Genomic DNA, 26,104 nt, shown 5'->3' with positions numbered 1-26,104 from the left:
AACGTTTCCAGTGGTTGGAAAGTTGTTTTATTGTTTCCCGTTAATTTAATCACCTATTGTTAGCTGCTCTTCGTAGTCCTTCTTCATAGAAAGCTTTATTTGCTTCGACCCAAGCAATTTTTAATGCCTCTTCTGGTTTGAACAGCCCTCTTCCGTTTGTTTCATAAGTATTTTGAAAATCATCAAGCCTTATGATTCTTGCAGAATAAAAGACCATATAGCTCTCTGGATATGGATACTTATAATTCTCTGGCTTGTTATATAGTCTTATCAATTCATATCCGAGAACGTGAGGAGATTCAATCAAAGCACCCGTTTCTTCATAAAGTTCCCTTTTCATTGCCTCAATTGGCGTTTCCCCAGGTTCGATATGCCCTCCAGGTATATCCCATCCTCTTTCATTCAAATTAGTTAATAACAATGCGTCTTCTTGAAATGCAAGTACAAACGAGCACGTTATTAATTCTTGACGAGGAATAACTTCAGACAATACTAATTGTGTTACGTTAGGCAACGGGAGCCCTCTAACGTTTTTTTCTTCTCTGATAATTTTCATTTCAAAATTTCACCTCTTCAATACATTGGAATTTAAAGCAATACTTTAGAGTCACAAAATTTCTATAAAACTGCCCGTTAGCTTAATTAAGGCAGCTGATCAATCTGACCGGCTGCCTTCTTGTCTTTATTCAACTAACTTCTCCCGTTAGCGCAATAAGGCTGTCGATGATCCGACAACAGCCAAGAGTTAAATGCTATCTTAACGCCATTAACAAATCATCAAATTTCCCTCGCCATTCTCGGTGAGTCGTCCATTTAACATCTTGATTGTCACCATATCTCCTAGGAACAATATGGAAATGGGTGTGAAACACATCTTGTTGTGCCTCGGGTCCTGAACTGTTAATTATCTGGACATTTTTGATTCCTAACTTTGTGTTATATAACATAGTTATCTTTTTAACAACTGACATTACTTTTATCAATTCATCTTCAGGTGTGTCAAAAATGTTCTCATAATGCCTTTTTGGAATAATTAAAGTATGATATTCATTTACGGGATTTATATCGAGAAAAGCATAAACGGACTCATTTTCATAAACCTTCCAAGAATTGGCTTCACCTTTTACGATTTTGCAGAATATACAGTCTTCCATTAACAATCTCTCCTCCTTACCCCAGTAACAGAACATTTACCAGTTGGGTAATTTTTTTAGAGGTTGTCATCTCCTCGGCGACCTCGTTGTACAGAAGTATTCAACAAAATTATTACGCTATCCTGCCCGTTAGCTTAATGAAAATGCATGGGAACATAGTTAAATACTTATCTAATCGGGAATCGGCTCATGTTCTTGTCCCCCGACACAACAAGAACATGTACCGTTAAAGGACAAGAACTTGTACCCTTTGCCGTAACTCCTTTTCGACTGTTAGATTTCTTCCATCATCGTTTTAACAAAATCTAAAACCCGTTGGACTTTTAGTGCTCGGTAACGCTGGTCACTCTGGGTTTCTCGGACGGCAGCGATCGTCTCTTCCGGTAGCCTTTGGATCGGATCCCGAGAGCGTACTTCGGCGCACCGAAGACAACGAACGCATTTTTCAGAGCCTCGAGCGCGCCCGGACGGTGGTGATCGTTGTGAAGCACCGTGTAGTGACAGGTCCTCCCTCCCGTAATCTTCAGTGTCAGCATTTGAGCAGCTAAAGAGATATAGAAACAGCTGCATTGTAGGACACAAATATCCTAGAATGCAGCTGTACATTCCCCGTTAGTATAACAATGCATCATCTCTGCAGTTCCGAAGGAGTTAATGTACAATGAGGACTGGGCAACTTGATAGCTGTGAAACCTTGTGGCTGACACTTCCAAGCATCATTTCTTTTATGCCCCGTAGCCCACGGCTTCCGATAATAATAAGTTGCTGCTCGGTATCCTTTGCATAATTTAATATTTCATATGCAGGATCTCCCTTAAGATGAACAGTTTTCGGGTTAATACCCGCAGATTCTAATTTAGATTTGGCTTGTTGCAGCTGTTCCAGACTCGCTTTCTCCATTTCGTTCAATAAATCTTCCAAGAAATTCTCTGGTACATATGTCATGCCATTCGACACATATTCCTGGCTGACATTAACCAAGGTAACTTGAGTTTGTTTGTTTCGGGCTATTTCAATGGTTGCATCAAGGAGTTTGTTCGTTATCTCAGCTTTATCAATAGCCACCATAATTTTGTCAAACATATTTATCATCCTTTCCGTGGTACTCGTAACTATTTCGGCTACCTACAAAACGGTTGCTTGCTGCTCCTATACCGACTAAAAAGAGTAAGACCGATGCGCCAAGCAGAATGAAAAGTGGCAGGTTCCAACTATTTGTCACATCATGCAGGTATCCTATAAGGGCAGGCCCGATTGCGGCAAGAAGATATCCGATCGATTGCGCCATGCCAGACAGTTCCGCTGCTTGGTGCGCATTTTCAGTACGTAACCCGAAAAACATCATGGCCAAACTAAAGGCGAAGCCTCCACCAATTCCGAGTATGATGATCCACAACAGAATGATATTGGAGCTTCCGTAAAGAAGTCCGAGCGTCCCCGTCAAAAGCAAAATGGTTGTGATGACCACTAACAAACGTTGGCTCGACATGCGTCCAGCAATAACGGGGACAATAAAGGTAAATGGAAGCATAGCTAACTGCATGATCGAGAGGTACCATCCAGATTGGTTGGAGTCAATTCCTTGCTGCTTTAAAATTTCAGGCAACCATGCAATCAACACATAGAAAACCATGGACTGTATACCCATAAACATGGTTACTTGCCAGGCAAGCGGGGATCGCCAAACATTCACATCGTTGCTGGCCATCTGTTGACTCGTCGTGGCTGTTTGTTTCGTTTGATTACTTAATTGGGGTAACCAACAGAGGATCGATACAAAGCTTAGGATCCCCCATATTCCCAGTGCTCCCTGCCATTTAAGCCCTGCGTTCACGGCTAGCGGTACACTGATTCCCGATGCGATTGCTCCACATAAATTCATTGAAATGGAGTAAACACCTGTCATGGAGCCAATTTTATTTGGGAAATCCCGTTTGATTATACTGGGCAATAATACATTACAAACGGCAATTGCGAATCCAAGAACTGCTGTCCCAATAAACAGATTAACTGCGCCAGATAAAGATCGTATTACAATACCAACAGTCAGAAAGATTAGGGCAATCAAAATGATACGTTCAACACCATACCTTCGCCCTAATTTTGGTACTAATGGCGATAATAAAGCAAAGGCAAGCAAGGGTACCGTTGTGATCAGGCCTGCTAATGTATTTGAAATATGAACGTCATCCCTTATAAGACTCACTAAAGGACCAACTGAGGTTAAGGGAGTACGTAAATTAGCTGCAATAACAATAATGCCCAGAATGATCAGCCCTAAAGAGGATGGCACGGATTTTTTATTTTGTTTTTTCGGCATTCTTCATTTCTCCTATCCTGAATTCATATATTATTATTTATTTCTATATGACAATAACATCCGCGCGAACAACAAAAGTATATTATAATATATTAAATTTAACAATATATATTTTATAATATATTAATTCTCATCTAAACAACAAAAATACAACTCTGAATTCCCGCCATGGATTTCGGAGTTGTATTTAATAAGTAGAATTTATCGATTTTTAGAAACCATACTTTAAGGATATATGGAGCACTGTTTCGCTATCCGTACGGTTGGTATAAGAGTGAGGACAATCTGCACGAAAACTGATCGTATCATATTGATTCAATGTATAAATCTCTTCATTGACTTGAATTTCAATGGAGCCAGTCATTACTGTCGCGATTTCAGTTGTATTCACATGATGTCCTTCGGGGTGATACGAGCTATTCGGCTGTAAGTAAGCCCGACACATTTCAATATCGTTGCTTGCGTTTTTAAAAACTGGTTCAATGATCCAATTTTTTTGATCATTAGAAAACCGCAGCCCCTCCCCTGCTCGATACAAATTAACAGGGTCTTCTGATTTGAACAAAGCAAATAGCGGTAAAGATATGCCTTTTGAAATTTTCCATATAATCGCCAAAGTTGGATTTGTTTCGCCACGTTCGATATTCCCCAGAGTAAGTTTGCTTACGCCCGTTAATTCCGCTAAGTCGTCTAAGCTCATATTTTTTTCTTTTCTGTACTTTTTCAAGGCACCGCCCATTTGTAATACAATTTGTTTTGATTCATTGACTTCATCCATTTAATATTCACCTCAACAATAAACTGTTATAGCTAGTATATTGTTAATCTAGATTCTTTTCCATACGGATTAGTATTTGTTCCGACACTAGCTTCTGCTAATAAATGTGTTGAGGAAATTATTCCAACAAGCAAAAGGAACACAGTTGTGTTTCATGTTCTTCATCGCCTATGGATAACTTCTCCATTTTTTTGGAAAAGTTGTACCCATAATTCAAACGTTTTAGTGAACTATCCTGCCCGTTAGCTTAAAGAAAAATGGAGCAGCTGCCAACCGGCAAACTGCTCCTTGCTTTTTTGGACTAACGTTCCCAGTTATTGAAGGTACAGGGATTTGTAATTTATGAATTAAATACTTCTCTATTTGCTTTAACAACATCATGAATGGAAAATGTACCACCTGAAGATACTAGCTTTTCCATCACCTTATCGCGCAGAAATGGCGCTTTTTCTTTATTCGCTTTAGTTAAGGCTAAGGTTAGTTCCTCTTTTGTAAGTTCGGTGCAGTACGCAGGGGTTCCTGGCTGTTGTCTCCACGAATCGTTTAAAGAACCACTATCTACAGCGTCGAAGCCTAGATCGTTTGCGACACCCATAATTGTTTGTTTATGGAATAAGTCATCACCAGCAATCGCTATGGCAATGCGTCCATGAGTCCCTTCCGGAGTTCCATGATGTTCTAACGTATAGGCTAAGAAATTGTTGAAAGCTTTAATGATAGGTCTACCTAAATGTTTGGATACCCAAACACTTTCAACCATCCCGTTCTCAATTTCTTCGATTTTACCGCTCATTTGAGGATAATAATTTGAAGTGTCTACAACGACTACTTCCTCCGCAACTTTATCTATAATGTTGCGAATGCTTGGCAACGCGTGGAAAGGGATCGATGTTATAAGAACATCAATATTTTTAATTACATCTTCTACGATCACAGGTGTTCCTGTAAGATTTTTCCCTTCCAAGCGTTCAATCCCACGAGCATCTGCAATCTTGACATCATGTCCATTATCAAACAATTTTTTCGCAATATTAGACCCAATTGGTCCTGCACCTATAATTCCAAATCTCATTTCCATTCCTCCAATATCCTATTTTGTGGTCCCCTGATTGAGTTATCTGTATACATGAACTAATATATATACGTTGCTCGGATATTTGAAGAAGGCAATTAAAATTGACATAGTACACTTTTTCGTACCTAACAGCAGAAATGAGTTGATTAAGGTGTCTAGAATAAATGAAGATGGATTTAGTGAAGAATGTAAGAAAGATCATAGAGAGGTATATGGCATCGCCTATACTCAAAACATACTTTCGGGACGTTGGAAGTATCTAATTCTTTGGTTTTTAAAGTTTAACCCGCGTCGATATAATGAAATTAAGACTCGTTTATGGGGAATTTCACAAGGATCCCTAACAAAACAACTTCGAGAATTAGAAGCGGATGGCTTAATTAATCGCAAAATTTATCCAGAGGTACCTCCGCGTGTTGAATATTCATTAACATTAAAAGGCGAGGAATTAATTCCTATTATTGATTTAATGGAAGAATTCGGGAAGAAGTTTGGGGATAAAATAGATTAACCCAAATTGGACATCTTAAATTAATCTGTCCGTTAGTTTAATGAAATTGCATGGAAATATAATTAGATACTTATCTAATCGGTAATCAGCTCAAGTTCTTGTCCTTTCCTCGGGACAAGAACTTGTACCGATAAAACAAAAAAGCCGCTAAATTAGCGACTTTAATGGAATATGTACTTGTCCCCCGACATGCCCATTTAGACACTCACTGATATAATTGACCCAACCCTCTGAAGAATCAACAATCCATTATCAATACTCTCAATGAAGTACTTTTTATCATCTAAAACAACAACATCACTTTCCTTCAATTTGACTTCGCTTTTAAAATAAATGAGGTATCTGATCCAGGTACTGCTCCTTTATAGTAATTCATGCTGTTCTCAACTCCTTATAAAACTTATTTCACTCAAACCAAAAATATAATAATTTTTACATTAAATGTTAGTTATAGATCGGGTGACAACAACAAACTGCTCCATAAAGAATTAAACTAACATTTCCCGTTAGTTTAATTCTTTGGTCAAGGACTGGACTCTTAACAGGATCAACGGTTGGTTTTGATCTGTGCCCTAGAAGTAATGGTATGATACTTAATAAAGAACATTATAACCCTACAACGTTTAGTCTTCGATTTGAGGACATTCTTTCTTTTATTAAAATATCTATTTAAAATTGGAGGTTGCTATGTGTTACTTTATGCATGTTGTAATAGATCATAAAATTCCAGATCATTTATAGCAAAGTATATCAATATGGATATTTACATTAGAAACTTAACAAAGAATATGGAATATAAACAATCAAAGTTCTATTATGATATAACTAACCAATGCTCCTGCGATTTGGTAACGTCCGATCCCAAAAGAAATCAAGCCAAAGAGATAAAAGAACTGTTTCAATTATTAAACATAGATACCGGAATAGCGTTCTGCATCATCTTAGATAACAATAAATATAACAACTTACAATTGGAATTACAGGATGTTATCTCTTCACTATCAGGTGAAGAACTGGATTTTATTACGTTTATGGATTTATATCCCAGCCAATTGGATAAAGATAAGGTTTATCTAATCATGTTCTTGTCCTTTACCCAACATGCCGCAATTCAGTGTTCCATATCAGTTATTTTTTGTGAGCCTTAATGCTCCCTCTTTCAAGGCAATCGTATCAGAACTTGCATTTATTATGTAAAAGTAATATTGCCCTGATTCTTCAATAGTTAAATTGTAATTCCCCTTTAATTGATCGAATTCTTGCGGTGGATTTAGAACACCGTCTTTAACGTAACCAATTAACATATTTTGATTTTCAACCACCTCCGATTTATACTTTTCAAATACATATTCTACAGAGTCACCGGCTTTTAGTTCCCACCCCCTTCCATTAGTATCTGTTAAGACGCTTATTGAACCATTTACAGTAATTATCTCAGGGGAAATATATACTCCGTTTTTTTCTTTTGTTTCTAACTCAAATATTGAGGAAGGCATAAAATTTTCTTCCATTATCTTTGTGATAATCCGGTTCTCAGGAAGACTATTTCGTGTTCTATTCTTTAATTCTTCTGGTGAGTACTCGACTCCATTAGAATCAATATATACCCCGTTTCGATATATCATATAATCGCCACTTCCTTCTTTTCCAATCAAATGGCGATTATAATCAGTTATTAACTCTGTTTGTTTTATTTCTTTAGGAATACAAGCAGTAATTGTTGATAAACCAACAGCGATTATACCGATAAACAAACTTTTTCGGATTTTTTTAGAGTTATTACTATTAAACACCATAAATATGAATCACCTTTCGTTTAGACGTAATTACCAGACATGATATATGTTAATTCTACTGGATAAGATACGCGGTTTCTTTGCTATTGACGAATAATCCATTTTTGGAAAAATCCAAACCAACAACAGATTTACCAAAGGGAACAAGCGTGAATCATGAAATATACACATCCACTGCCAGATCTCAAAGCGCCCCTGCTCCCATTGTAGGTTTCTAAGAATCATTAATGATTCTTAAGAAACCTTTTTTACTTCTTAGCCTTCATCTTTGAATGTCAGACCAGGGAAAACCGTGTACGATGATAGCCCCTTTGCTGATCATCAATTATTTTAATAAGATATTCATCCACTTTCGATGGTTTCGGGGTTACATCAATATCCCATGTGTTTTCAACAGGTGACGAGAGACCAACATAAGATACGAATTTAACGCGTACTTTATACTCGCCTCTACCGTCCACTGTGCCCGTCTTTTTCGCATCGATGATGTCATGATCTAATAATGAAGGATAATTTCCGCCTACAGGAACATAGACTCCTGGGGCAATGAATGTCTTATCAAAACCTTCAACGACAAGCCTCTTAACCAATTCTTCATCCTGGCCATCGAACCCCAAGATAAACAGGTCAATCACTCTCTTGACCGCAGCCCACTCTTCGCCGTACGTATCATTAAGCGATTGATTCCAAACATCGTTTGTTGCTGGAGCATTGGAAGTTCCTTGTTTGATGGAGACTGTGTGTGTTTTGGCATCCCATGAAACGTTGGCCCCAAGCGCCTTAGAAATGGTACTGATTGGTACCATCACTCGGCCATTTACATTCTTAGGAGCAACATCACTCTCGATGCTCTCCCCATTCATGACGATTTTAATTTTGCCAGACCCAAAAGCGTAAGCCACGCCCATTACCAACGAAATACTAAGGGCTACAACTGGGACCGAGAATAACTTTTTTTATTCACTACTAATACCTCCTCCAATGATCTGCATAAAGATATAAACGCAATCTATGTTCAATTAGTTTCCGAAAAATGTAAGAAACCACCTCTTTTCTATTATCCAGTTCACCTCATCCCTATGCTACGTCAATGTCCTACTGTGACTTGATGATTCTCATTTACATCTCTCCTGAGAATGAAAATGCCCCTTTAAAAGGGGGCTTCGATTTAATAACGAATATGATATATGACTTAACGTTCGATTGAAAATCTTAGATTGGGGTGCAACCATCCTGCAGAGGTTGAACGAGATGTGTCGGATGTCTGTTAAAAATTCCTGCTATTCTATAGATGAACGGAGGTCGTTGGATGAATATGCTCGAAAACTTGAATGGAGCATTAGACTACATCGAACAGAATCTTGAGAAAGAGATTGATGAACACGAGATAGCAAAACGTGCTTACTGTTCGGTTTTTCATTTCAAAAGGATGTTTTCATACCTGGCAGGTATTCCTCTTCAAGAATATATTCGTCGCAGACGTCTTACACTCGCAGCATTTGATTTGCAGGACAGAACAAATAAAGTGATCGACATAGCCATTAAGTACGGTTACAATTCGCCAGACGCATTTACCCGCGCTTTTCAGGCTTTACATGAGATTACACCAACAGCGGCGAGGACTACCAATCGTTCACTAAAAGCGTATCCTCCAATGACCTTTCGATTATCAATAGGAGGTAGTGAGCCAATGAAGTTTAGAATCGAGCAAAAAGACGCATTTCAACTGTTTGGTGTAAGTAATAGAGTTACACCAGTAGATTCTGGTGAGCATCCTGGTGTGGAACAGGTCTGGAAATCAACAGACACCGAAGTGTATAACCAACTGAAATCACTCAACAATTTAGAACCGTATGGAGTTTTGCATGTCAATGTCGGGAATCCAGTACGGCTAAAGCAGGACTTTGACTATTACATGGCAGTTGCTTCAACTGAACCCTGTCCAGAAAACCTCTCAAATTTATCTGTACCAGCAATGACATGGGTAGTTTTTGAAGTAAAGATCCCCTGGGAAAAGGAAAAATGGTACCGCATTTATGGAGAATGGTTTCCTTCCTCAGGATATGAGCAAGTTGAGGGTCCTATGATACAAGTAGGTCCTGAAATCGAAGTGGGCGTAGAAAAACAGGTATTTACTGAAGAAAAAGAAGTCGAGTTATGGATTCCCATTGTTAAAGTCAGTTAAAAACATTGGATTTCAAGAAGCAGCCAAGTTTACAGAAGGGGCCGTCCCCTAAAGATGGCCTTTTAACTTGAAGTTATAGTTGGCACGGATCCCCGCGAATGACATTAAACTATCCTGCCCGTTAGCTTAATGAAACGGCATGGAAATATAGTTAAATACTTTTCTAATCGGTAATCGGCTCATGTTCGTGTCGTGCAATCGGTACAAGTTCTTGTCCTTGGCTCGGGACAAGAACTTGTACCGATAAAACAAAAAAGCCGCTAAATTAGCGACTTTCTATGGGATCATGTTCTTGTCCCCCGACAAAATTAGTGACTGGGTGGTTTTAGGTCAGGTTGTAATTTCATGGTGTCACATACACTAAATAACACCATCTTTTATCGGATAAAATATTAGTTAAAAAAACACACAGCCGGCCCCTATGAGTCGGCTGTGTTGAGTCAGCCCCTACCCCTACTTTAGTAAAATACGATGCTCTCAGATTAATGAATACTATTATAAATGCTTTTAAATTCATGAACAAAGTCAATCGGCAGCATAGGCTCATCAGAAGTGGCTATTTGTTGAATCTCTTTTAACCTGTTAATTGATTCTTCATCCAAATTTGACACATCGTTTGCTTGATGAAAATAAATATACTGCAATACATAACGAAGTTTAATAGACTCTTGTAAATATTCTATTTCTTCTTCTTGGATTGTATTTTCCTTTAGATATCCTTTTATAAAATGGCGGAAAAACAATCTATAATATTCCGTTTTATTTTCAAATTCCTTATACGGAAAAAAAAGTGCATAACACAATGTAATCCCAATATCGTTTACGAAATACGTATAACTGCAATCATCGAAATCGAACAAATAAATGTCGCCGTTATGAAGATAAAAATTACTTTGACTAAAGTCACTATGAATCAAACCGTATGTATCTTTGGACTTGGGCAGAGAAGTAAGTTTTGTTAATCTTTCTTTTAGAATTGAAATCATTACATCATCAGGTCGCAGGTACTTCTCCGCCTTTAATTGAACTTCTTGGTCCCAGGCTTGTCGTTTAAACGCCGGATTACTCCATTCATAACCCTTTGTGGCATGATGGATTTTCCCCATAAATTCGCCCCATTTTTCGTAAAGCGATTCATTCCAATCTTCATCCGACACTTCTTTTCCAAGAGCCATTTCGTATGAAATGGCTAGGAACGAACCATTTTCTGCAGCAATTTCTTCAACCATATTACCTCTGGTCGATGGAACAGCATTTGAAACTGCCAGTCCTTTATTCGACAAAAAATTTAAAAATTCAAGTTCACCCCGTATATTATTTCTTGATCTTCTAATTGTATGTGAGATTTTTAATATGAAAAATGCGTTGTTTTTCTGGTATTCATAAACAAAGCTTTCATAACCGCCCAATGAACGAACAGTGTCTTTATTAATGTCAAATCGCTTTATTGCTTCGGTAAGGATCTCTTCAGTGAATTGCTCTTCAATTTCTCGTATCATTTTCTATACCTTCTTTCATTCATAAGTTAAGTATTTGCATAATTTTTCCAATCGAAAATTTCGGCGACCACCTGACGGAAGGCCTCCTGCTGACCGCTTTCCAGGTAATTGTCCGGCACCGCCCTATCTCAGAAGCAGCGTACCATTCCTCCCAATTGGATGGGCTTTATTTAATTTATCTGTGACTCTTCCATCCGAATCCGTATGTATAGTACCTGGACAAACAGCATTAACGCACATCCCTTTTGATGCATACTCAACTGGCTCTTTTTAATTTATGATTCATTCATTACTCGAAAATTGGAATCATGTTATCAACCTATTTTTGGAAATCCGAAATATGTATTCGTTACCAACTCTCAATTTTCCTGCCCCGTTGGCTTAATTGATTAATTTAATCAGTTCCTCGACACCATGTCGCCCTCAACGCGATACAGATAATTCTCCCCAAGGCGCAACCTTACGCCTAAATCGTCCCACTCCTACCGGGGCAGAGCTAAATTGCGGTCAAGCACGTTGACGCGCGCGCCGGCCGAGCAGAGCATGCGGAACAGCGGTGTGTTGCTGACGCCAGCGCCGATGATGGTCACTTCTCGGCCGGCGAGTGACTAAATATAGGTGTATCTAATCGGTAATCGGACTATGTTCGTGTCCTTTACGGCAGTCGAGTACAAGTTCTTGTCTTTGGCTCGGGACATGAACTTGTACCGATAAAACAAAAAAGCCGCTAAAATAGCGACTCTCTATGGGACTATGTTCTTGTCCCTCGACATCAACCCAACGGCAATCCGATGTCTCTTCGGATGTACATAAATGCCCACCAACGGGCTTACAGACAAAGTCCAACATCACTCTCGTATAGACAGGTTCAGGCATCTACCCGAAAATCACCAAATCAATCAACCGCAATGATGTTTGCATTCATTCATCTGCCGTTTACTTTGATACAGGAAGGTTCCGGGCCTCAACTCCTCGATTCCGTGCAGTCCAAATTAGCATAGGTATGGAGATCAGAAGACTGACCACAACCGGAACAATAGAGCCCTCAAGTCCAAAATCGCCACCTGTGAGAAGAGCAGCACCGTTCACCTTTACAGTAAATAGACCGGCAGCAGAGTGTCCAGAAACAGGAATGCCAAGCAAGCCTTCAATGGCATTCCAAGCAAAATGCAAGCCTATGGTAAACCACAAGTTCCGCCGCCACAAGAAGGCCGCTCCGAGCAGAACACCTGCTTCCAGGGCTATGGCGAACGCGCTATATAATGTTGCCCCTGGATTGCCAAGATGGGCAACTCCAAAGAATAGTGAGGTCACAGCGAGTGCGAGCATTTCCCCCCCCAATCTATCAATGGCTTGAAACATAAGTCCACGAAAGATAAGCTCCTCGACAATGGCTGCTCCTAAAGCTGCTCCAATGGAGGATATTAGAACAGAACCCGCATTCGAAGAACTTGCCCACTGAAAGGAGTAACCTCCCAGAGCCATAATAATAAAGACGGAGCCTGCGATAAAGATTTTCCCGGTAAGTACGCCCAGCAAGGCTTCAATCCCTGCGCGTTGTCTAGCTATCTCTGGAGTGGAACGCCGGGCCAGGTATGTCAGGGTGAGCTTATAAACCAAGATGGCCAGCAACCCCATCACTAGTGTAAGGACAAGGGAAATCATCCCATCTACTCGCTCAGTCAGCTGCCGGAATAACGTATCTATAAGAACAATACCGATAGCTCCCACAAGCATCCAGACGATTGGAAATCGCCAAAATGAACTCCGAGCGCTTAATTTCCCGCCATTCTGCAGTCTCTCTTTATTTTCAGATGCTTTTTTCTTCATGTCCAATACCGCCTCCTCTGTTGCTTGATGCTATGAGTATAGGCTGAAAAAGTCATAAAGAGACAGTGCGCTTTTGTCATAATTTATTCTATGGCTATATTCAAAAAAAGCCGGCAACCCTAATAAGTTACCAGCTTCTTGGGGATCGGCTTTTTAATGATCCATAATTCCCGAATCTCGGGCTTTACGGGCGGCCTCCCGCCTTCCTTTCACATTCAGCTTCGAATAAATCGTTGAGATATAATTTTTAACCGTCCCTTCACTAAGATACAGCGCCTCGGCAATGTCTTGATTACGCAGGCCAGAAGCCAGCTTATGCAGCACTTCGATTTCACGGGCAGTGAGCCCGAATTCATTATTTTTCGCAGGTATGGTATTGTTGATGCTCTTGATCATTTTACTCGCCATTTCCTGCGAGATTAAAGTCCCTCCCGCCTGAACCACCCGTATGCCTGCAGCCAGGTCTTTGGGATGAAGAGCTTTGAGCAGATAACCCTCTGCTCCATAGCTTAACGCCGCTAACACATATTCTACTTCCTTATAGGAAGTCAGCATGATGATTTTGGTTGCAGGTATTCGTTCTTTAATCAGGGCCGTTGCGGCAACGCCGTCCATGACTGGCATATTGATATCCATCAACACAATATCCGGCATAAACTGCTCGCAGCCCCTTATGGCTTCTTCCCCATTCTTGGCTAAACCGACAATTTCCAAATCCTCTTCCATGGACAGGACGATATGTAAGCTCTCGAGAATTAACTCTTGATCATCAGCAAGCAGCACTTTAATTTTCACCATGTGGAATCACTCCTTTCAGCGGGATTTCACATCTGACTTCGGTTATCGCTGGAGTTCCCTCTCCAGATGTTAGGTGTAGGCTGCCTCCCAACCGCTCGACCCGATGTTTCATCGTGGTCAAGCCGAAGCCATAATTTAGCTTGTCGATCGGTTTGCCGTTATTTCGAATGGACAATTGCAGATTGCTCTCAGAAAATCTAAGCTCCAGATGCAGTTGAGATGCTTTTCCATGTTTTAGTGCGTTTGTAAAGGATTCCTGGATGACCCGAAGGACCGCTTGCCGTACTTCAAAACGTATGGACCGCTCTGTCTCCGGCAGACTCAAAGTCAGGGCCGTACCCGTGTGCTCACGGAAACGGACCGCAAGGGATTCAACCTGTCGGATCAGACTTGATTCCTCTTCTTCCCCCATATCGTGTACGATGTTCCTCATTTCGTCCAGATTTTTCTCAGCTAATGTTCTTAAGCGAATTAACCGATCTTTGGCCTCGGCAGGCTTGCTATCCATAAGGGCAATAGAAGCATCAAGGCTCATAATGAGTGAAATAAAGGAATGCCCCAGTGTATCATGAAGCTCCTTGGACATGCGGTTGCGCTCTTCAAGCAAAGTCATTTTCTCGATCTCGGCCGAGTAGTGAGTTAACAGTTTATTTTGATGCTCCACTTCGGCTACCAGTTTATTCTTCTGATAGTACGCATTGGCTACGAAGCTGGCCCACATACCGATGAAGCAGAACAGCAGATTGTCTGTTCCGATACTTAGGGTTTGCTCCCAAGATAATCTTAGGAAAGACTGAAAGGAAAAGGGAATGAAAACAAGTAAGGGAATGATCCAAAAGGTTTGCTTAGTCAATAAGTACCCCATTGTAAGACTCGGCAGCAAATAGTCCGCTTTTGAAGTCAGATCAGGATGAATGACAGAATTCACATAATAAGAACCGCCAAGCAATAGCTCCAGTATGCAAAACCAGACTTTGTTAATCCGACGCCCAGGAAACCAGAACAGCAAAGGGACGACAAGGGCTATGCTCAGCCAGATCACGTTTAATAACGTTCGGTTCGAAAACTCACTTGCTGCCAGAACCCGGGACAACAGCAAAATATAATGGTATAAACGAAGAGCGAATATACCCCAATCCATGAAAGATAATATTTTTCTCATATCATCATCTTACAGGAAATCTAAAGGGTGAATAATAAAAGATTTCTCAAATACAGTTTAAACGAAATATTTGCAGCACAAATTGGAACAAAGAAAACGGGTTATTACATTTTTATCCATGTGTTTGCGTGTGGTGTCAGCTACGCTGGTATTACCCCACCATGACGTTCATTGTAGCATGGAGAACAAATTGGTTTCTCGATGTTTTTTCTCCTATCGGCGGAGAAATACGTACAAAAGCAACCCATCACGTTGATCGGCTGCCTTCTTGTTTTTATTGAGCTATCGTTACCTGTTAGTTTGATTCATGTATCTTTAAATTTATATTTTCCGAACCCATCCTCACATGTAATATCCAACTCATAGATGATGAGTGATTTCTAAAGCATAATCCCGGTAATTATTCTGTTCTCTCCGAATGTAATCATCAGTGATAATGCCTATTTTCTCATAGTAACGTATAGTTGATATAGGAAGGTCAACCATTTTTGCGACTTCACTAATTTTCATATTAATCACCTCAATGCTTTCTCTTGCTATAAAGTATACTTCATAGTTTACAATCCTCATAGTGAGGTTAAGCGATCAGAATCTCACAACTAATATAGATGAGGGAGAGAACACTACATGAGCACAATCACCGGCAAATTCCACAAAAGTAACAATTTCAATGAAATCGTCTTGGAGCGCCGTTCGGTTAAAGTCTACGATCCGGAAGTGAAAATTAGCCGGGAGGAAATGACCGAAATATTGACGGAAGCTACCCGCGCCCCTTCTGCTATTAACATGCAGCCATGGCGTTTCCTTGTCATAGACAGCGCTGAAGGAAAAGAAAAACTTGCACCGCTGGCATCCTTCAACCAGACGCAAACTCTGACTTCCTCGGCTGTCATTGGGGTATTTTACGATGCTAACAACATTGAATATATTGACGAGATTTTTGGCAAAGCTGTGGAACATGGATACATGCCACAGGACATCATGGACATGCAGTTGCAACAAGCGAAACCCTATTATGCGAACATGTCTGCATCCGACCTACGAGACATGAACTTGATTGACTCGGGTCTCGTATCCATGCAACTCATGCTTGTTGCACGCGCCCATGGATATGACACTAACCCGATGGCCGGATATGATAAGGAACGAATTGCTGAAGTTTTTGGTCTTAATAAAGACCGGTTCCAACCAGTCATGTTGATCTCAATCGGAAAAGCAGCCAAAGAAGGCTATCCTTCTTACCGCCTGCCCGTTGAAACGATTACTACTTGGGCATAATCAACCATTGCTAAAGTCTAAAATCAAAAACCCATACTAGCTGTTCAAAAGTCGTTCAACTTAGCAAACAAATCAATCCAGGCCGCCTTGGCCGCTTCCAGCTTTTCCGGAAGCGTGCCGTCCGAGTTAAACTGCCCGTTAGCTTAATGAAATAGCATGGAAGCATAGTTAGATACTTATCTTATCGGTAATCGATTAAGGCGCGGATCGGAATGCCCCAAGAGAGACGTACGTTCACGGCAGAGTATAAAAAACAGATGGTTCAATTGTACGAGGGCGGGAAGTCCAGAGCAATTATCGTCCTGGAATAACCTCACGACAACCTCGCTGGATCGCCGGATCGCTGGATCAGCCAAAGCAGTTTAGTGTTAACAGTCCATAAAGGAGGATTGGGTTATATGGAGAACCGTCATACTTCATCCCCATTGGGGGAATTCATCAAATCACGCCGATATCGGCTTCAGCCTGAAGAAGCGGGAATCAAGCCATTCCCCGGCCGAAGGCGTACCCCGGGACTTCGCAGGGAAGAAGTTGCCTATCTTGCCAATGTCAGTGTAACTTACTATACCTGGCTGGAGCAGGGACGAGAGAAGAATCCTTCCCCAGAAATTCTGTCCCATATCAGCCAAGCGCTACAGCTGGACGAGGACGAGCGGCAGCACTTGTTCGACCTGGCCACACTGGATCCGGTCGGTTTCAGTATGGCTCCGAAACCAGACAAACCCAATGCCGAATTTCTGCAGAACCTTGTGGATCAACTGCGTTATCCTTCCTTCATCGCAAACGAGGTAGCCGATATGATCGTCTGGAATCGGGGGGCAAAGCTGGTAGTTGCGGATTTCGACCGTCTGCCGGAAAGCGAACGAAACATGGTGACGCTGCTATTTCTTGATCCGGAGTACCCGAAGAGGCTGGTCAATTGGGAAGACTTCGCCCGTTACATGACGGCGTTGATCCGTGCAGGCTTTGACCATTCTAAAGACAACCCGTCGTACATGGAACGATTCGAGCTTTTAACACGGAACAGCGAGGACTTCGTACGTCTGTGGGAGCGTTATGAAATCCGGCAGAAAAGCACTGTCCCGGTCCATTACCGCCTTCCGGACGGACAGGAGCTAGTGTTCACGATTCATTGCGCCGCAGCCATCGACAACGATCCCGGGCTGCACTGGTGCTTCTTCGTTCCGACACCAGGTACGGACACGGAGGAGAGACTCGCGCTCCTGCTCGCACAAGACACCGGATTGTCACCGCAATCATAGCCTATTAGTCCTGTTACTAGTATGAAGGCACTGTGGTTAGCCCCTCCTGTCGTTGATATGATCAAGACAACAAACAACAAGGGGGCAGGTTACATGAACTCATATCCTTATCAAGGCAAGCTTGCTGTGGTCACTGGAGCTTCCTCCGGAATCGGCGAGGCGTATGCCATAGAACTGTCCACACGAGGCTGCCATGTCGTACTAGCCGCGCGTTCGATAAATAAGCTAGAAGCATTGGCCGGCGAGATCAAACGCAAGCACGGCGTGCAGGCGTATGCCTTACCCATCGATTTATCAAAAGCAGGTGCCCCGCGCCAACTGGCCGAGTCCATCGCCGAACTCGGCCTGACTGTCGATATTCTCATCAATAATGCAGGCTTCGGCACATACGGCCGATTTGAGGATATAGATCCGGAGCGCGAGCAAGAAGAGATTATGCTGAACACCGCTGCGCTTGTTGACCTAACGCATCATTTTCTGCCCGGCATGCTGGAGCGCAGGGACGGAATCGTCTTAAACGTGGCTTCGATGGCCGCATTTGTGCCTTGCGCCTATTCGGCTGTTTACGGAGCAACCAAAGCATTCGTGTTATCTTTCTCCGAAGCGCTATGGGCAGAAACCCGCGGAAGCGGTGTCCGCGTACTTGCCCTGTGCCCAGGTGCGACCAATACGGGCTTCTTTGATGCGGTTGGCAGCCAGGACATGGCGGCAGGTAGTGCCCTGTCCACCTCGGAAAACGTAGTTCAAGCCGGATTTCGCGGAATCGACAGAGGAAGCAGTTATATTGTCGACGGACGCAGCAATTACATGTCGGCTCAGCTGGGTCGTTTTCTTCCCCGCGGCAGAACAGCTCTGCTCATGGAACGCATCTCGCGCCCTAAGGCAAAATAACGAGATGCAAGACGGTTAAATTGATACTTTTCATATCCATAATTTTCCCTACTTGTGGTACGGTTCTCCGCGCTGTCTGTAACGGCAAGTTTTAGGGCCATCCTCTGAGGGATGGCCCTTTCTCTGATCTTACTTTATCCATCTATCGTTCTCTGTTAGTTAGGCACTCATAAATTAAGACTTACGACTCGAAAAACTGTATTACGGAGGCTATGCCATTCGTTACTTCGACTTCCGCTAGTGCGCCATTGACGAACGTCATCTGTGGGGGCATATGACCGCAGTCGATATCGTAGACTATTGGAACGCCTAGCTCCTCCGCAAGCTCTCGGTACACATCCAATACTTCATAATCGTCGATGGGCTTGTTCGCATCGCTTCTGCCGAATAGGATGGCGCTACAATGGTCAAACCAACCGGCCAGTCTCATTTGTACAAGTGAACGCCGAAGGTCGGTTACGTTCAATTCACAATTTTCAAGATACCAAAGAATCGGCTCGCCATGAATGAATTGACTCTGGAATGTCCGTACATTGCCATACGGCGTCCCAATCAAATGCCGGATGACATCAATACATCCCCCAAGTAGACGCCCGCGTACACGGGCATTATTGCCTGATGTTTGCCATGCGGTAGACTCGGTTAGATGAAAAACACATGGCGAAGGATTTTCGTGATCCCATGTCTTTTGAAACAGCTTTGACGAAAATTGCTGAACGGATTCACCGACCCGCGTCGCCAGCACGGTTTCCCACATTGCAGTTGTCTCGTCCGCATATTCCCCTCTCAAATCGATCAGATTCGTACCGTGAGCTGTGGCTATTCCTGTAGCGAGCGTAACAGCCAGTAATAGCACACTCGTATCTGAGTAGCCGAGAATCCACTTGGGCTGAATATGATCATATTCGATTCGATCCACTATTTCGATCAACAGTTCTCCGCCCCATGGCGGGAGGATCATTCCAATCTTTTCGTTCTGCAGTAAAGCGTTAAGTTCTGCAGCCCTTATAGTGGCAGATGCCGACTTTGCTTTCTCTTGAGTCCATACTGTTTCCCCGCAAATCACCGGATAGCCCTTCTCTTTCAAACGGCCAATTGACTGTTTTACCAACTCGTGTAAAGGTCCGTTTACGCCGGATGATGGGGCGGTGACGCCTATCGTCGTCCCTTTCTGTAACAATGGATAGCGGATCATATACTGATTCCCCCTCAAACATGTTGCCAGATCTACTAGTCTGTTGTTTTTATGTCCTGCCAGCAAATTTGCATACATATATACAAATCCACGCCACGCAAGAACCGATTCTAGCACATTTTGGAATATATATCATATTCGTGACCTAGTACCAAGACCCCTTTTTCAAGGGGTCAATTTAATTCTAAGGGGATGTAAGAATGAGAATCATCAAGACAAGGCAGGACTTTGACGTACTGAACCGCGTCGGTACATTTCCGGTGGCACTCCTCGAAAATGTTGAGGGCTACATTGTCGTTCTCGAATCGGGGGACAACGTGCGTGATCTTGGCAACGTTGGACTGAATCGGGAAAGCGGCGGGCTGTTGGGTAGTTGCCCCGAGTACGTCGAACCGCTCGATTTAGGCGAAGGACTCCATTCGTACAAAGTCGCAGTACTGTACGACAACGAATACCTGATGACATTCTTCACTCTGGCCGGAGCGCACGACGAGGAGGTGGAAAGCGGAAAGAAGCTGACAGCAAACGAACTTGTCCTCCAAAAACTGAAAGAGACGTTCGACCGGAACGAAAACATCACCGCCGACAGCGGCGGGACGAACGTCTGGGTCATGTTTGCCACCCTGAAGCCGTTCTCCCACCATCTTGGACAACATCTCCCGTACCCACTTTCTGGCCGAAAGCCGACGCATTGCGTCCGACGCCCGCTGAGAAACTCCACATGTAGTTTTGAATTTTCTCAAATACAAGCTTTTGACAATTCACGGGCTATTTAGTAATACTCATTACCGGTATATTGTAACGCTGAGTAGCAGTGAATGTCAAATGCTTTTAAAATTATTTTTCTACCCTCATTATTTCGAGATCGGCGTTATTCTCAATGGTCATTTTAAATACTTTTCCATCGTCTCTGCCCCAGCATATTTATCTGAAGAAAACGTCATCTAAACGGAACAAGACCATATCCATTACGGCAATCGGGACAAAAACTTGTACCGATAAAACAAAAAAGTCGCTAAATTAGCGACTTTCTATGGGCTTATGTTCTTGTCCCTCGACAATTGACACGATTTTGCCCTCTTCTACTCGTGCTCCACCTCTTCCCTGCACATCCCTAGCCGAAAAGGACCGATACCGACATGTGGCGTTATGATAATAATTGCGTCCAATGCAAACTCCTTTTTATGACAATTTCTAATTATTTTTCTTCTGGAATGTCAACAATAATATAGTTTTCCTTCAGATTAGTTTGAGGCAGTTCGGCTTGTTTAAAAACAACATCATTCCAATTCTCCTTAGTGATTAAACCATATCCAGTAGAAGTAATATGAGGCATCCAGCGAAAGTTGGCGAATGTCGTATCTTTAAAATTTGGTAGGGAACCGTTCTCTTTTGTAAAGGAGCGGTTTATGAAATAAAGGTTAACTTGCGTAGTGGTCTTTTCGCTAATGAAAGCTTGCCACTTAAGGTAAGCTGTGTTCTTCGTAATTTGATAATAGCGGATTACATTATTATTGACCTCGATGAATCGGTCTTTTGTATTTTCTGGAAAATAATATTGAAGACTGGATGCTTCCATAGATGGTTCAAAGTCCTCCGTGAGCTGTGAAATTCTAGGAAGATTGATTGCAGCATTTCTGGCTGTGCTTAATGCACTACTCTTAACGTCAGTCAGCAGTTTCGTGCTTGGTTTTGAAACAAACACCGTTTGGGTCTTTTGATTCCAAGTTACTGAACCGTCCAACGCTTCTGCAACAAAAGTTAAGGGAATCATTGTATGCCTCAACATCACGCCTCCAAGGGAAAGCCACTCTATGGTGGATATTTTTACCGGGCGATCAACTTTTTGAATGACATAAACGTAGGAAATCTCAATATCGCGTTAAAATAAGGTGCGTGGTTTCGACGTCATAAGAGAAGAAAACATCTATCTGAGTTCAGCCAGTGCCAGTTGAGAGTAAATCTTCCCCCTCTCTAGAAGGTGCTCGTGTGTGCCCTGTTCTTCCACACGGCCACCATCCAAAACATAGATAATGTCCGCATTCATAACTGTCGACAACCTATGTGCTATAAAAATCGTTGTTTTACCCTGACGAAGAATATCGAGTTGCTGCAGTACAAGTCGTTCGGTCTCCAAGTCCAGCGCCGAAGTAGCTTCGTCCAGAATGAGAATTTCACTGTCCGCCAATAATGCACGTGCGAGGGCAATACGCTGCCTCTGTCCACCTGACAGTTGGATACCCCGCTCTCCCACCTTTGTATCATAACCGTGTTGAAGAGACTCAATAAACTCGTGAATTCTCATGCTTCTGCAGATATCCTTCAATCTATCCTCATGAATGTGGCGTCCCAATGTCAAATTATATTGAATCGTATCGGGAAACAGATAAGCATCTTGAAAAACAATATCAATCCGCTTCATCCAGTCATCCCGTAGAATTTGCGTCAACGGTTCGCCGTTAACCGCAATCTGTCCTTGATACGGATCGTAGAATCGGACAAGCAGTTGCGCAATAGTTGACTTCCCACCGCCACTCGCCCCAACAAAAGCTACCTTTTTACCTAACGGTATATTAATGTCGAGCCCGCGAATGACCGGCTGTCTATCTGATGTATATTGAAAGGAGACATTTTGAAAGGCAAGACTGCGAAGTGGCTCTTTAATCTGGAGTGCGCCATTCGTGATTATTTCTCCTCCCATCACTTCGCGGACGCGCTCCACAGACGCCATACTCCCTGCCACCCCCATAAAGAAGTTGTATACCTTCTCATAGGCTTGCAGAAGTTGAGTAGAAAACTGAAACACGACGACCAACCAACCGATGGACATACTTCCCTGAATAACCAGCACGCCTCCGTAGCCCAATACGAGCAATCGAATACCCCACAGCATGAGCATAGAAAACATCGACTGCCGATTGGAAATATCAACCTGCTTCATTAAATTGGTAAAATGAACAGTTAACTTCTCCCTGAAACGCCGACCTTCCCATTCCTCACGATGAAAGGCAATGACCTCACGGGAGGAAGCAATTCCTTCCTCAATAGTAACAATAACTTCCGTCTGACTAGTGGCGCTGTCCTTTGCCGCTTTTTTCATCCGTGGTGCGTAATGCTTGCCCATCAATATATAAACGATACTGGTTAGTATCACTGCCAGAAGCAATACCGGACTTGCCATTCCGATAATAATGGAAAGAATGATCGCTCCGCTTATTTCCATCATACCGTTTGGGATTGTACCGCCTACCAGATTCGCAGATTGATTGACATCATCAGTCAGATGGGTGACATATTTGCCGGTGCGTTCCTCCCGGAAAAGTCCTACCGGAATGCGATGCATATAGCGCAACATATCGGCAAGCAGTAGTTTTTGCAGTCTGAACGTTGCTTTGTTTCTCACAAGCGCGGCATATAAATGAAGCACATTGTATGTGACTGCTAGACCGGCAAGCCCTGCCATCAAAGGGACTAACAAGTCGAACTTACGGTTTACAAATAAATCGTCGATAATAAATTTCTGGATGCCCACAACGCCGATACTGGCTATTATCTCCAACACTAACAGCAATATCGTGAGCGCAAGGAGGCCCTTGACCTGCCTTGCATATGTCCAGATCCATGCCCAATTATTCACCAACCGCACGCTCCTCTCCCGCTGCCAATCGGCGGAAAACGCCTTGCTGTAGCATCAATTGCTCATAATTACCCTTCTCGGCAATGATGCCTTGATCCACGACAATAATTGTATCGAAACCCTTCACCGTAGATAACCGGTGGGCTATCGCAATGATTGTCCTTCCTTCAAACAAACGATTCAAGGCTTGCTGTACTTCCCATTCGCTGACATTGTCCAGAGCCGCTGTTGCTTCATCGAGCAACACAATTCTTGGATTTTTGATAAACATTCGGGCAATTGCGATGCGCTGTCTCTGTCCACCCGACAGCCTCACGCCGCGCTCCCCAACGAACGTATCATAGCCTTGCGGAAACTGTTGAATGAAGTCATGGGCATAAGCCGCCTTGGCTGCAGCTTCAACCTGCTCATCCGTTGCATCTGGCGCACCGAATCTTATATTTTCACGAATAGTGCTGCCAAACAGATAGGTTTCCTGGAACACAAATCCCATTGTCCCGCGAATCTGCTTTAGCGATAACTTCGGAAGAGGAATGCCATCTAGACAAATTTCCCCTTGCGTCGGATCGTAGAAGCGGCCTATCAGCTTGAGCAAAGTCGACTTACCGTTGCCGCTGGTACCGACAAAAGCGACCTTCTCCCCTGGTCGAATATGTAAAGAGAAGCCCTTGATCAATTCGGATTGGGTATCATATCGGAAAGCGACATTACGAAAAACAATTTCTCCTTGCACCGTCAGTAGAGAACTCGCAGATTCACTTTCCCGAATATCCGGTTGTTGCTTCATAAAGCCGAAAAGTCTATCGACCTGATTCATCAACACTTTTTGTTCGGAAGTCATCGTCACAAGGAAAGTGATATCCTGAATCATACGGAAGTAATAGAACATGAAGGCGACTAAAGCGCCTGTCGTTACAGCGTCTCGGCTTAACAAATACGCACCATATGCGAATACGGCGACGGCTCCGAATTGAACGGACACTCGGCGAACAAGACCTCTTGCATAGCTCATGAAATGAAGCAGGTTGGTTTTATCATGCAATTCATGTTGCTTGGACATAACTTGAGCTGTATCCCAATCTTCCCCTTGATAGGCTCTGAGCTCCAGCAACCCGGACACCGTATCATAAATCTTCTTCTGAAAGGCCGTTCGTTTCACCTGCGTTTCATGACCGAGTCGTGCAGCCTGTTTCTCAAAATAGGGACCGATCAAATAGTATGACAGGAAGCAGGGAATTACAACGAGACTTAGGCCGATATGAATTGACAGCATCATTGCCGAACAGACCAGAAATGTTACTCCTGTTATTACCATTCCAGGAAAGTAGCGATAATAAATCTCTTGGACAGCTTTTACCTCTGAGTTAAACAAAGACAGCGTTTGCCCAACCGGGTTTTTCTCATAATACGAGAAGCCTAGTTTTCGCAAATGCGCAAATAAAGCAAACTGCATATCACGTGCAGCCTTTTCCTGAATGTAACGCTGCAACCTGTTGCGGAACAGAGTAAAGGCTATCACCAATACAACCAGTCCGGCCAAACTGCCAAGCGCAAGCAGAAATACATCCAGGGCACCGTCGGGAAGCAAGTGATCTACAAAATATTGAATAAACTTCGGTATGAGCAACTCCACTCCGATAATAAAGAGGCTGATGAGGATATAACCTAAAACCTGCAACCGGTAAGGCTTCAGAAAGCGAATGACCCATAGATAGGGTTGAATAGACGATTTCCTACTAATGACTTGCAGCCCCCTTTTTTAACTGAATTATCGTTCGTAATTGTTGTGTTGGAATATTATACTTTTCGGATTCTGGGGAGATTGATTAATTTATCCTGCTCGTTAGTTCTGCCCGCGGCAGTCTTAATGAAATTTATCTATCGTTTCCCTTTAGTTTAATGACTTCGTTGTTTCTTTAGAAACTAATTGTTCAAGAGATGTTGGGTAAATAGATTTTATTAGTTCTAATACAGCCTTTGCGTAGTCCTGAATTTCTTTTTGAGCATCATGTTCTAATCGCTGCGCCAAGAAATGAGCAACCGATTGAACGGATGCGGTCCAATACCAACGGACATACATTCCATAAGAGGGTAAGAACAATCGCGCTTGTTCAGCGCATATTCCATCTGCCAATGCTCGTTCATATTTTTCCATCCCTAGCTCGATGTATGACAATAATTCTTGTGTATGTTTCTCACCAAGTTCCCAGGAGATTATGTCTCCACTGCCCTGTTTGGAGTTCTCGGGTTTAGGTCTCCACTCATCTGCTTTTGGTGTATAAAAAACTGGTTCTTCGGTTATGTATCGACGACTAGATTCGTTCCAAGCATCTAAACTATCGCCGGTGCCTTCGTAATGTGAACCCACTACATATTTCCACCACTGCCTAGCGACCATTAATGGTGCGTATACCTCAAATTGAGCTATAGCATGCCGAAATGGTGAGGTATGGCCTTCGCGAGCAAGAAACTTAATGAGTTTAAGATCTCGCTCACTTAGTTCTGATGACTCCTTGCATATGAGACTCGTGCTGCATTAACAATAGTTAGATCGGAGCCCATGTGATCAACTAGCCGTACATAACCTTCATCGAGAACTTTAACAAATGACATTATTTTCATCCCCCTTTTTACTGTTACCACTTTCTCCTTATGTACTGCTAATTCCTGCAAAGGCTACATTGAAGTAATCTGCCCATTAGCTTAATGAACTAGAGCTAACCGGTAATCGGA

The 26,104-nt window shown here is 42.6% G+C and carries 25 protein-coding genes; 6 read left to right on the top strand and 19 right to left on the bottom strand.

Going from position 1 to position 26,104, the window contains the following annotated elements; genetic code table 11:
• Positions 1–49 precede the first annotated feature (49 nt).
• The 7 genes from PLA01S_RS30455 to PLA01S_RS30425 form a co-directional block, all read right to left on the bottom strand.
• A complete protein-coding gene (locus tag PLA01S_RS30455; protein WP_127596163.1) occupies positions 50–556 on the bottom strand; it encodes an NUDIX domain-containing protein in 507 nt (168 codons plus the stop codon).
• A gap of 196 nt (positions 557–752) precedes the next feature.
• Positions 753–1,154, bottom strand: coding sequence for an HIT family protein (locus tag PLA01S_RS30450; protein ID WP_127596191.1), 402 nt, complete (start codon positions 1,152–1,154; stop codon positions 753–755).
• Positions 1,155–1,477: 323 nt separating this feature from the next.
• Positions 1,478–1,690 (bottom strand): hypothetical protein, encoded by a 213-nt coding sequence (locus PLA01S_RS30445; RefSeq protein ID WP_127596161.1) that lies wholly within the window; start codon positions 1,688–1,690, stop codon positions 1,478–1,480.
• Between the two features lie 115 nt (positions 1,691–1,805).
• Positions 1,806–2,237: a universal stress protein gene (locus PLA01S_RS30440; protein ID WP_127596158.1), complete on the bottom strand. Its 432-nt coding sequence runs from the start codon at positions 2,235–2,237 to the stop codon at positions 1,806–1,808.
• Positions 2,230–3,474 (bottom strand): CynX/NimT family MFS transporter, encoded by a 1,245-nt coding sequence (locus tag PLA01S_RS30435; RefSeq protein WP_127596155.1) that lies wholly within the window; start codon positions 3,472–3,474, stop codon positions 2,230–2,232. Before PLA01S_RS30435 ends, PLA01S_RS30440 begins: the two co-directional genes overlap by 8 nt.
• Before the next feature lie 211 nt (positions 3,475–3,685).
• On the bottom strand, positions 3,686–4,252 hold the full coding sequence (locus PLA01S_RS30430; protein WP_127596152.1) for a helix-turn-helix domain-containing protein: 567 nt from the start codon (positions 4,250–4,252) through the stop codon (positions 3,686–3,688).
• Between the two features lie 340 nt (positions 4,253–4,592).
• Positions 4,593–5,324 (bottom strand): NADPH-dependent F420 reductase, encoded by a 732-nt coding sequence (locus PLA01S_RS30425; RefSeq protein WP_127596150.1) that lies wholly within the window; start codon positions 5,322–5,324, stop codon positions 4,593–4,595.
• A gap of 154 nt (positions 5,325–5,478) precedes the next feature.
• On the opposite strand from PLA01S_RS30425, the gene PLA01S_RS30420 reads away from it, so the two are divergent.
• Positions 5,479–5,838, top strand: a complete 360-nt coding sequence (locus PLA01S_RS30420; RefSeq protein WP_174819280.1) for a winged helix-turn-helix transcriptional regulator — start codon at positions 5,479–5,481, stop codon at positions 5,836–5,838.
• Positions 5,839–6,962: 1,124 nt separating this feature from the next.
• Here the strand turns inward: PLA01S_RS30420 and PLA01S_RS30415 are convergent.
• Both PLA01S_RS30415 and PLA01S_RS30410 read right to left on the bottom strand, forming a co-directional pair.
• On the bottom strand, positions 6,963–7,634 hold the full coding sequence (locus PLA01S_RS30415; RefSeq protein WP_127596146.1) for a hypothetical protein: 672 nt from the start codon (positions 7,632–7,634) through the stop codon (positions 6,963–6,965).
• Positions 7,635–7,909: 275 nt separating this feature from the next.
• A complete protein-coding gene (locus tag PLA01S_RS30410; protein WP_127596143.1) occupies positions 7,910–8,542 on the bottom strand; it encodes a copper amine oxidase N-terminal domain-containing protein in 633 nt (210 codons plus the stop codon).
• 401 nt (positions 8,543–8,943) lie between these two features.
• On the opposite strand from PLA01S_RS30410, the gene PLA01S_RS30405 reads away from it, so the two are divergent.
• Complete coding sequence (locus tag PLA01S_RS30405) at positions 8,944–9,819, top strand: AraC family transcriptional regulator (protein ID WP_127596139.1); 876 nt, start codon at positions 8,944–8,946, stop codon at positions 9,817–9,819.
• Between the two features lie 482 nt (positions 9,820–10,301).
• Here PLA01S_RS30405 and PLA01S_RS30400 read toward each other — a convergent pair whose 3' ends face one another.
• From PLA01S_RS30400 to PLA01S_RS30370, 5 genes are all read right to left on the bottom strand, one after another.
• The gene (locus PLA01S_RS30400; protein ID WP_127596136.1) at positions 10,302–11,318 is read right to left on the bottom strand and encodes a phosphotransferase enzyme family protein; all 1,017 of its coding nucleotides are present in this window, start codon (positions 11,316–11,318) and stop codon (positions 10,302–10,304) included.
• A gap of 936 nt (positions 11,319–12,254) precedes the next feature.
• Complete coding sequence (locus PLA01S_RS30385; protein WP_174819279.1) at positions 12,255–13,148, bottom strand: CPBP family intramembrane glutamic endopeptidase; 894 nt, start codon at positions 13,146–13,148, stop codon at positions 12,255–12,257.
• 153 nt (positions 13,149–13,301) lie between these two features.
• Positions 13,302–13,946, bottom strand: a complete 645-nt coding sequence (locus PLA01S_RS30380) for a response regulator (RefSeq protein ID WP_127596133.1) — start codon at positions 13,944–13,946, stop codon at positions 13,302–13,304.
• Positions 13,933–15,087, bottom strand: a complete 1,155-nt coding sequence (locus PLA01S_RS30375) for a sensor histidine kinase (RefSeq protein ID WP_127596186.1) — start codon at positions 15,085–15,087, stop codon at positions 13,933–13,935. Before PLA01S_RS30375 ends, PLA01S_RS30380 begins: the two co-directional genes overlap by 14 nt.
• A 381-nt stretch (positions 15,088–15,468) precedes the next feature.
• Positions 15,469–15,618, bottom strand: a complete 150-nt coding sequence (locus PLA01S_RS30370) for a MerR family DNA-binding transcriptional regulator (RefSeq protein ID WP_272868177.1) — start codon at positions 15,616–15,618, stop codon at positions 15,469–15,471.
• A gap of 117 nt (positions 15,619–15,735) precedes the next feature.
• Here PLA01S_RS30370 and PLA01S_RS30365 point away from each other — a divergent pair, with 117 nt between their 5' ends.
• From PLA01S_RS30365 to PLA01S_RS30355, 3 genes are all read left to right on the top strand, one after another.
• Positions 15,736–16,386 carry a nitroreductase family protein gene (locus PLA01S_RS30365; protein ID WP_127596130.1) on the top strand — a complete coding sequence of 217 codons (651 nt, stop codon included), beginning with the start codon at positions 15,736–15,738 and terminating at the stop codon, positions 16,384–16,386.
• Positions 16,387–16,784: 398 nt separating this feature from the next.
• Positions 16,785–17,648, top strand: a complete 864-nt coding sequence (locus PLA01S_RS30360; protein ID WP_127596127.1) for a helix-turn-helix transcriptional regulator — start codon at positions 16,785–16,787, stop codon at positions 17,646–17,648.
• A 93-nt stretch (positions 17,649–17,741) separates the two neighbouring features.
• Positions 17,742–18,539, top strand: a complete 798-nt coding sequence (locus PLA01S_RS30355) for an SDR family NAD(P)-dependent oxidoreductase (protein ID WP_127596125.1) — start codon at positions 17,742–17,744, stop codon at positions 18,537–18,539.
• Between the two features lie 181 nt (positions 18,540–18,720).
• On the opposite strand, the gene PLA01S_RS30350 is transcribed toward PLA01S_RS30355, so the two are convergent.
• Positions 18,721–19,734, bottom strand: a complete 1,014-nt coding sequence (locus tag PLA01S_RS30350; protein ID WP_127596180.1) for a S66 family peptidase — start codon at positions 19,732–19,734, stop codon at positions 18,721–18,723.
• A 200-nt stretch (positions 19,735–19,934) separates the two neighbouring features.
• Between PLA01S_RS30350 and PLA01S_RS30345 the strand changes: the two genes are divergently transcribed.
• Positions 19,935–20,510, top strand: coding sequence for a hypothetical protein (locus PLA01S_RS30345; RefSeq protein ID WP_127596122.1), 576 nt, complete (start codon positions 19,935–19,937; stop codon positions 20,508–20,510).
• A gap of 422 nt (positions 20,511–20,932) precedes the next feature.
• Here PLA01S_RS30345 and PLA01S_RS30340 read toward each other — a convergent pair whose 3' ends face one another.
• The 4 genes from PLA01S_RS30340 to thyX form a co-directional block, all read right to left on the bottom strand.
• Positions 20,933–21,520: a stalk domain-containing protein gene (locus PLA01S_RS30340; protein WP_246059947.1), complete on the bottom strand. Its 588-nt coding sequence runs from the start codon at positions 21,518–21,520 to the stop codon at positions 20,933–20,935.
• A gap of 141 nt (positions 21,521–21,661) precedes the next feature.
• Complete coding sequence (locus tag PLA01S_RS30335) at positions 21,662–23,371, bottom strand: ABC transporter ATP-binding protein (protein WP_164817551.1); 1,710 nt, start codon at positions 23,369–23,371, stop codon at positions 21,662–21,664.
• A complete protein-coding gene (locus PLA01S_RS30330) occupies positions 23,364–25,049 on the bottom strand; it encodes an ABC transporter ATP-binding protein (protein ID WP_272868176.1) in 1,686 nt (561 codons plus the stop codon). Before PLA01S_RS30330 ends, PLA01S_RS30335 begins: the two co-directional genes overlap by 8 nt.
• Positions 25,050–25,262: 213 nt before the next feature.
• On the bottom strand, positions 25,263–25,847 hold the full coding sequence (gene thyX / locus PLA01S_RS30325) for an FAD-dependent thymidylate synthase (protein WP_443093764.1): 585 nt from the start codon (positions 25,845–25,847) through the stop codon (positions 25,263–25,265).
• Positions 25,848–26,104 lie beyond the last annotated feature (257 nt).

The sequence above is a fragment of the Paenibacillus lautus NBRC 15380 genome, from assembly GCF_004000945.1.
Classification (GTDB): Bacteria; Bacillota; Bacilli; order Paenibacillales; family Paenibacillaceae; genus Paenibacillus_AQ; species Paenibacillus_AQ lautus.
Note: the sequence above shows the minus strand (reverse complement) of the source record. Positions and strands in the feature narration are given on the sequence as shown.

Coding starts and splice junctions, on each gene's coding strand:
- PLA01S_RS30375 (WP_127596186.1), bottom strand. CDS start 15,087: ATGGATTGGGGTATATTCGCTCTTCGTTTATACCATTATATTTTGCTG.
- PLA01S_RS30425 (WP_127596150.1), bottom strand. CDS start 5,324: ATGAGATTTGGAATTATAGGTGCAGGACCAATTGGGTCTAATATTGCG.
- PLA01S_RS30440 (WP_127596158.1), bottom strand. CDS start 2,237: ATGTTTGACAAAATTATGGTGGCTATTGATAAAGCTGAGATAACGAAC.
- PLA01S_RS30415 (WP_127596146.1), bottom strand. CDS start 7,634: ATGGTGTTTAATAGTAATAACTCTAAAAAAATCCGAAAAAGTTTGTTT.
- PLA01S_RS30450 (WP_127596191.1), bottom strand. CDS start 1,154: ATGGAAGACTGTATATTCTGCAAAATCGTAAAAGGTGAAGCCAATTCT.
- PLA01S_RS30400 (WP_127596136.1), bottom strand. CDS start 11,318: ATGATACGAGAAATTGAAGAGCAATTCACTGAAGAGATCCTTACCGAA.
- PLA01S_RS30385 (WP_174819279.1), bottom strand. CDS start 13,148: ATGAAGAAAAAAGCATCTGAAAATAAAGAGAGACTGCAGAATGGCGGG.
- PLA01S_RS30410 (WP_127596143.1), bottom strand. CDS start 8,542: ATGGGCGTGGCTTACGCTTTTGGGTCTGGCAAAATTAAAATCGTCATG.
- PLA01S_RS30455 (WP_127596163.1), bottom strand. CDS start 556: ATGAAAATTATCAGAGAAGAAAAAAACGTTAGAGGGCTCCCGTTGCCT.
- PLA01S_RS30445 (WP_127596161.1), bottom strand. CDS start 1,690: ATGCTGACACTGAAGATTACGGGAGGGAGGACCTGTCACTACACGGTG.
- PLA01S_RS30430 (WP_127596152.1), bottom strand. CDS start 4,252: ATGGATGAAGTCAATGAATCAAAACAAATTGTATTACAAATGGGCGGT.
- PLA01S_RS30355 (WP_127596125.1), top strand. CDS start 17,742: ATGAACTCATATCCTTATCAAGGCAAGCTTGCTGTGGTCACTGGAGCT.
- PLA01S_RS30380 (WP_127596133.1), bottom strand. CDS start 13,946: ATGGTGAAAATTAAAGTGCTGCTTGCTGATGATCAAGAGTTAATTCTC.
- PLA01S_RS30435 (WP_127596155.1), bottom strand. CDS start 3,474: ATGCCGAAAAAACAAAATAAAAAATCCGTGCCATCCTCTTTAGGGCTG.
- PLA01S_RS30405 (WP_127596139.1), top strand. CDS start 8,944: ATGAATATGCTCGAAAACTTGAATGGAGCATTAGACTACATCGAACAG.
- PLA01S_RS30360 (WP_127596127.1), top strand. CDS start 16,785: ATGGAGAACCGTCATACTTCATCCCCATTGGGGGAATTCATCAAATCA.
- PLA01S_RS30365 (WP_127596130.1), top strand. CDS start 15,736: ATGAGCACAATCACCGGCAAATTCCACAAAAGTAACAATTTCAATGAA.
- PLA01S_RS30370 (WP_272868177.1), bottom strand. CDS start 15,618: ATGAAAATTAGTGAAGTCGCAAAAATGGTTGACCTTCCTATATCAACT.
- PLA01S_RS30345 (WP_127596122.1), top strand. CDS start 19,935: ATGAGAATCATCAAGACAAGGCAGGACTTTGACGTACTGAACCGCGTC.
- PLA01S_RS30350 (WP_127596180.1), bottom strand. CDS start 19,734: ATGATCCGCTATCCATTGTTACAGAAAGGGACGACGATAGGCGTCACC.